This is a genomic window from Cupriavidus sp. HPC(L), from assembly GCF_000307735.3.
Lineage (GTDB): Bacteria > Pseudomonadota > Gammaproteobacteria > Burkholderiales > Burkholderiaceae > Cupriavidus.
Genome location: NZ_AMPR02000200.1, coordinates 1 through 5,601 on the forward strand (window position 1 = coordinate 1; position 5,601 = coordinate 5,601).

The 5,601-nt window shown below is 68.5% G+C and carries 4 protein-coding genes; all 4 read left to right on the plus strand.

The features are described from left to right. Window positions 1-908: 2-oxoglutarate dehydrogenase complex dihydrolipoyllysine-residue succinyltransferase (gene odhB, locus B551_RS12685; RefSeq protein ID WP_043439330.1), on the plus strand; the 908-nt coding region annotated here is incomplete at its 5' end. 141 nt (window positions 909-1,049) lie between these two features. Next, window positions 1,050-2,486 carry a dihydrolipoyl dehydrogenase gene (lpdA, locus tag B551_RS12690; protein ID WP_006578588.1) on the plus strand — a complete coding sequence of 479 codons (1,437 nt, stop codon included), beginning with the start codon at window positions 1,050-1,052 and terminating at the stop codon, window positions 2,484-2,486. A 315-nt stretch (window positions 2,487-2,801) separates the two neighbouring features. Next, entirely contained in the window at window positions 2,802-3,899 is a 1,098-nt protein-coding gene (zapE, locus tag B551_RS12695; RefSeq protein WP_006578589.1) for a cell division protein ZapE, read from the plus strand. Window positions 3,900-4,012: 113 nt separating this feature from the next. After that, the coding region (locus tag B551_RS12700) for a heavy metal translocating P-type ATPase (RefSeq protein ID WP_157071974.1) at window positions 4,013-5,601 on the plus strand (1,589 nt) is incomplete at its 3' end.

The following is a 5,601-nucleotide window of genomic DNA, read 5'->3' on the forward strand; positions in this document are numbered from 1 at the left end:
CCGTGGCGATGCCGTCGGCCGCCAAGCTGATGGCCGAGCAGGGCCTGTCGGCCGGCCAGGTCGCCGGCACCGGCAAGGATGGCCGCATCACCAAGGGCGACGTGCTCGCCGCCGGTTCGGCGCCCGCCGCCAAGACCGCCCCGGCCCCGGCCGCCAAGCCGGCGCTGCAGCAGGTCTCCGCACCGGTCGACTTCGCCGCGCTGGGCGATCGTCCGGAAGAGCGCGTGCCGATGAGCCGCCTGCGCGCCCGTATCGCCGAGCGTCTGCTGCAATCGCAACAGACCAACGCCATCCTCACCACCTTCAACGAAGTCAACATGAAGCCGGTGATGGATCTGCGCAACAAGTACAAGGACCGCTTCGAGAAGGAACACGGCGTCAAGCTGGGCTTCATGTCCTTCTTCGTCAAGGCGGCCGTGCATGCGCTGAAGAAGTACCCGATCATCAACGCCTCGGTCGACGGCAACGACATCGTCTACCACGGCTACTTCGACATCGGCATCGCGGTCGGTTCGCCGCGCGGCCTGGTGGTGCCGATCCTGCGCAATGCCGACCAGATGAGCCTGGCCGACATCGAGAAGAAGATCGCCGAGTTCGGCGCCAAGGCCCGTGACGGCAAGCTGTCGCTGGACGAGCTGTCGGGCGGTACCTTCTCGATCTCCAACGGCGGCGTGTTCGGCTCGATGCTGTCGACCCCGATCATCAACCCGCCGCAATCGGCGATCCTGGGCGTGCACGCGACCAAGGACCGCGCCGTGGTCGAGGACGGCCAGATCGTGATCCGTCCGATGAACTACCTGGCGATGTCCTACGACCACCGCATCATCGACGGCCGCGAAGCCGTGCTGGGCCTGGTGGCGATGAAGGAAGCGCTGGAAGATCCGGCCCGCCTGCTGCTGGACCTGTAATCGCAGCATCCACCGCGGTCTCCCTGGCGGAGACCGCGCGCCGCTTGGGGCGAGCCCGGCGGCCAACCGAATGCAACACCATGCCGCGCGCCGGTCCCGACCCGAGTCGGGCAGGGCGCGCCGACGCAACGAGGAATTCCCATGAGCAAACAATTCGACGTGCTGGTGATCGGCGCGGGCCCCGGCGGCTATATCGCCGCGATCCGCGCGGGCCAGCTTGGCCTGAACGTCGCCTGCTGCGAAGGCAATCCGTACGACGATCCGAAGGGCGAAGCGCGCCTGGGCGGCACCTGCCTGAACGTCGGCTGCATCCCGTCGAAGGCGATGCTGGCCTCGTCCGAAGAGTACGAGAACGTGCAGCACCACCTGGCCGACCATGGCATCACCGTGGGCGACGTCAAGGTCGATATCGCCAAGATGCTCAAGCGCAAGGACGATATCGTCGGCAAGATGACCAAGGGCATCGAGTTCCTGTTCCGCAAGAACAAGGTCACGCTGTTCAAGGGTTTCGGCAAGTTCGTCGGCAAGAACGCCGACGGCTTCCAGGTCGAGATCGCCGGCAAGGCCGGCACCGAGACCATCACCGCGAAGCAGGTGATCATCGCCACCGGTTCGAAGGCCCGCCATCTGCCCGGCATTCCCGTCGACAACAAGCTGGTCAACGATAACGAGGGCGCGCTCAAGTTCGCCGAGGTGCCGAAGAAGCTGGGCGTGATCGGCGCCGGCGTGATCGGCCTGGAGCTGGGCTCGGTGTGGCGCCGTCTCGGTGCCGACGTGACCGTGCTGGAAGCGCTGCCGGCGTTCCTGGGTGCCGCCGACGAAGGCGTCGCCAAGGAAGCGCAGAAGCTGCTGACCAAGCAGGGCCTGAAGTTCAGCCTGGGCGTCAAGGTCAATGAGGTCAAGACCGGCGACAACAACGTCACCGTGAGCTACACCGACAAGGACGGCAACGCGCAGACGCTGGAAGTCGATCGCCTGATCGTGTCGGTCGGCCGCGTGCCGAATACCGACAACCTGGGCCTCGACGCGATCGGCCTGGCTGCCGACGAGCGCGGCTTCATTCCGGTCGACGACCACTGCGCGACCTCGGTGCCGGGCCTGTGGGCGATCGGCGACGTGGTGCGCGGCCCGATGCTGGCGCACAAGGCCGAGGACGAAGGCGTGGCCGTGGCCGAGCGCATCGCCGGCCAGAAGCCGCACATCGACTACAACTGCATTCCGTGGGTGATCTACACCTACCCGGAAATCGCCTGGGTCGGCAAGACCGAGCAGCAGCTCAAGGCCGAGGGGCGCGAGTACAAGTCGGGCCAGTTCCCGTTCGTGGCCAACGGCCGCGCGCTGGGCATGGGCGCCTCGGACGGCTTCGTCAAGATGCTGGCCGATGCCAAGACCGACGAGATCCTGGGCGTGCACGTGGTCGCGGCCAATGCGTCGGACCTGATCGCCGAAGCCGTGGTGGCGATGGAGTTCAAGGCCGCCAGCGAGGATATCGGCCGCGTGTGCCACCCGCACCCGTCGATGTCCGAGGTGATGCGCGAAGCCGCGCTCGCGGTGGACAAGCGTCAGCTCAATATGTAAGTCCGGTGTCGCCTTCGCCGGCTCGCCGATTGCGGTGGCCGACGCTCTGGCGACAACCTGCTCCCTCTCCCGCTTGCTGATCGCGGGAGCGAGGGCGCTGGCGACAATCTGCTCCCTCTCCCGCTTGCGGGAGAGGGTTGGGGAGAGGGCAGGAGCGCTTGCAGGGGCGCTTGCAAGGGCGCTGCCGGTCGATCGGCCGCTGCTCTCCCTCTCCCCCGGCCCGTCTCCCGCAAGCGGGAGACGGGAGTCTCGCGGTGCGACGGCGTACGCCATGCGTTCGGGGCCGCCGATGCTCCGCTACCACTCCTTCCCCCAATGAACGTCACCGAGTACTACCACCACGAACTGCAGCAGCGCGGCTATCGGTCCGACGAGGCGCAGTTGCGCGCGGTGGCGCGGCTGCAGCAGTGCTACGACGAATGGGTCGCCTACAAGCAGCGGCGCAACAATGCGCTGAAGAAGCTGCTGATCCGGCCCGAGGTACCCAAGGGCGTCTATCTGTGGGGTGGCGTGGGGCGCGGCAAGTCGTTCCTGATGGACAGCTTCTACCACTGCGTGCCGGTGGTCAGGAAGACCCGCCTGCATTTCCACGAGTTCATGCGCGAGGTGCACCGCCAGCTCGAGGAACTGCGCGGCCGGCCCGATCCGCTGGACGAGCTGGCCAAACGGATCGCCCGCAAGTACCGGCTGATCTGTTTCGATGAATTCCATGTCAGCGATGTCGCCGACGCGATGATCCTCCATCGGCTGCTCGAGCAGATGTTCGAGAATGGCGTGCAGTTCGTGATGACGTCGAACTACCGCCCGGACCTGCTGTATCCGGACGGCCTGCATCGCGACCGCATCCTGCCGGCGATCGCGCTGCTCGAGCGCAAGCTCGACGTGCTGAACGTCGATGCCGGCATCGATTACCGCAAGCGCACGCTGGAACAGGTGCAGGCCTATTACACGCCGCTGGACGCCAAGGCCAGCGCGGCGCTGCGGGATTCCTTCACGGCGCTGGCCGGCATCGCCGACGAATCGCCGATCCTGCATATCGAAAAGCGCGAACTGCACGCGCTGCGCAAGGCCAACGGCGTGGTCTGGTTCGACTTCGCCACGCTGTGCGGCGGCCCGCGTTCGCAGAACGACTATCTGGAGCTGGCCGAGCGCTTCCACACGGTGATCCTGTCGGACGTGCCGAAGATGACGCCGCGGATGTCGTCGGAGGCGCGCCGCTTCACCTGGCTGGTCGATGTGTTCTACGACCACAAGGTCAAGCTGCTGATGTCGGCCGAGGTGCCGCCCGACGAGCTCTATGTCGAAGGCCAGATGGCCAACGAATTCCATCGCACGGTGTCGCGCATCATCGAGATGCAGTCGCGCGAGTATCTCGAGGCGCCGCGGCGCACCGGCGCTACCGAGCTGGCCTGAACGGCCCCGGCACGCCGCAGCTCAGTCAGGGGCGCCGTTTGCGTGCGCCTTGACCGGGATCAAACCGCCGCCCGGCGGCGATCCCTAGAATCGATCGGACATCCAGGACCACGATGCCGATCGCTTTCGCCCCTTCTTCCCACGCCCAACCATCCGGGTCCGCCGTGCAGGCGGACGCCGCTACGGACGCCAACGCGGACGCCACCTCGTGCTTCCACTGCGGGCTGCCGGCCGGCGCCGCGCCGGACGTGCTGCGCGCGCAGGTCGGCGGGAGATCGCGCCGCTTCTGCTGCGCCGGCTGCCTGGCGCTGGCGCAGGCACTGGACCAGGCCGGTTTTGCACATCTGTATGCCGGCGAATTCCGCTTCGGCCGGCCGCTCGACGCGGCGGCACGGGCGCGGCTGGAGCCGGTCTGGCAGGCCTACGACACCGACGAGCTGCGCGCGCGCTTCGTGCGGCGGCTTGATGGCGCGGGTCAGGCGCGGGCGCAGGAACGACCGCAGCACCGCTTCGAAATCACGCTGGCGCCCGAGAACATACGCTGCGCCGCCTGCGCCTGGCTGATCGAGCAGAAGCTGGCGCAGCTGCCCGGCGTCGAGTCGGCGGTCGCCAATCTGGCCACGCGCCGCGTGCTGGTGCGCTGGCGCGGCGGCGCGCTGACCGTCGCGGGGCTGCTCGGCGCGCTCGCCGATATCGGCTACACCGCGTGGCCGTTCGAGTTCTCCGCGGCGGACCGCCGGGACAGCGTGGCCCGGCGCGGGCTGCTGATGCGGCTGGCGGTGGCGATGCTCGGCATGATGCAGGTGATGATGTACGCGTGGCCCGTCTATACGCACGAGGGCACGATCGCCGCGACGCATCTGCGGCTGCTGCAATGGGCGAGCCTCGCGCTGACGCTGCCGGTGATCGTCTACAGCGCGGCGCCGATCTTTGCGGGCGCCTGGCGCAGCCTGCGCCAGCGCCATGTCGGCATGGACGTGCCGGTCGCGTTGGGCCTGGCGGCGGCGTTCGGCGCCAGCCTGCTTGCCACCGTGCGCGGCAGCGGCGAGGTCTTCTACGACTCGGTGACGATGTTCGTCGCCTTGCTGCTGCTGGCACGCTATCTCGAATTGCGCGTGCGGCAGGCCTCGCGCAGCGGCGCCGAGATGCTGGCGCGGCAGCTGCCGGCCACCTGCGAGCAGTTATTGCCCGATGGCACGGAGCGCCGCGTGCCGGTCGCGCGGCTGTCCCCGGGCGACCGCGTGCGCGTGCGGGCCGGCGAGATCGTGCCGGCCGACGGCCAGATCGTCGAAGGGGGCAGCGATCTGGACGAGTCGATGCTGAGCGGCGAGAGCCGGCCGGTGCCGCGCGGGCCCGGGCAATCTGTGCTGGCCGGCTGCTACAACGCCAGCAGTCCGCTGGTGATCGAAGTGCGCCGCGTCGGAGCAAGCACGCGCCTGGCCGAAATCGTCGCGCTGCTGGAGCGTGCGCTGGCGGACAAGCCGCGCCTCGCGGTGATCGCCGATCGCGTGGCGGCGTGGTTCGTCGCGGCGCTGCTGCTTATTGCGCTGGCCGTGGGGCTGCTGTGGTGGACCATCGCCCCGGCGCGCGCGCTGATGGTGACCGTCGCGGTGCTGGTGGTCAGCTGCCCGTGCGCGCTGTCGCTGGCCACGCCCGCGGCGCTGGCGGCGGCCGGTGCGGCGCTGTCGCGGCGCGGCGTTCT